This is a genomic window from Acidovorax sp. KPB24-07 (genome assembly GCF_057543315.1).
Genome location: NZ_BAAJYS010000687.1, coordinates 1 through 1,197, shown reverse-complemented (window position 1 = coordinate 1,197; position 1,197 = coordinate 1). Strand labels below are relative to the sequence as shown.

The window sequence follows — 1,197 nt, the reverse complement described above, 5'->3', positions numbered from 1 at the left end:
ACCTGGTGGTCCAGCCTCCCCAGGTACTCCAGCTGCCCCTGCGCGTTCCAGCGCACCAGGTCTCCCGTTCGGTACAGCCTCTGGCCGCCCTCCCCCGCCACGAACCGCTCGGCCGTCAGGCCCGGCCGCCCCAGGTAGCCCCGCGCCAGGCTGATGCCTCCCAGGTACAGCTCTCCCGCCACGCCCTGCGGCACCGGGTTCAACTGGCCATCCAGCACCCACGCCTGCGTGGCCGAGATGGGCCGCCCGATCGGCACCTGCGTGCCTCCGTCTTCACGGCACTGCCACTGCGTGACATCGATCGCCGCTTCGGTCGGGCCGTACAGGTTGTAAAGGGCGGCTCGCGGCCACCGCCGCAACGCGGCGTTCTGCGTTGACGCAGGCAAAGCCTCTCCGCTGCAGACGATGCGCCGCAGGCTGGTACATGCTGCAGCGGTGCCGTCGTGGGCCAGGAAGGCCTGCAGCATGGAGGGCACGAAATGCACCGTGCTCACGGCGTGGCGCTGGATCAATGCGGCCAGCCGGGCCGGCTCCCGGTGGTCGCCCGGACCTGCCACCACCAGCCTCGCGCCCTGCATCAGGGGCCAGAAGAACTCCCACACCGATACATCGAAGCCGAACGGGGTTTTCTGCAGTACGGTGTCGCTCGCATCCAGCGCATAGGCCTGCTGCATCCAGGCCAACCGGTTGTGCAGGGCGGCATGCCGGTTGGCGGCGCCCTTGGGTCGCCCGGTGGAGCCGGAGGTGTAGATGACGTACGCTAGGCTCTCACCGTGCAGCGCCACCTGCGGGTCGTGTTCGCACTCGTCGGTCAGCCGCTCCGTGTCCAGCTCCAGCACCTGCAAGCCCGCCGTCTCGGGCACCTTGCCACCATGCTGGTGCTGCGTGAGCAGCAGGCCGATGCCGCTGTCCTGCACCATGTAGGCCAGCCGCTCCGGCGGGTACTCCGGGTCCAGCGGCACATACGCCCCCCCGGCCTTCAGGATGCCCAACAGCCCCACCACCATCTCGGTGCTGCGCTCCACCAAAATGCCCACTCGCGTCTCGGGCCGCACCCCCAGCTTCACCAGCCGGTGCGCCAGCTGGTTGGCGCGGGCGTTGAGCTGGCCGTAGCTCAGCGCCTCCTGGCCGAACACCAACGCAGGGGCATCGGGCTGCGCCGCCGCATGGCGCTCAAACAGTTCGTGCACCGCCACC

The 1,197-nt window shown here is 69.7% G+C and carries 1 protein-coding gene; it reads right to left on the bottom strand.

Features of this window, described 5'->3' with window-relative positions:
* The coding region (locus AC27IQ_RS25015) for an amino acid adenylation domain-containing protein (protein ID WP_487091223.1) at nt 1-1,197 on the bottom strand (1,197 nt) is incomplete at both ends.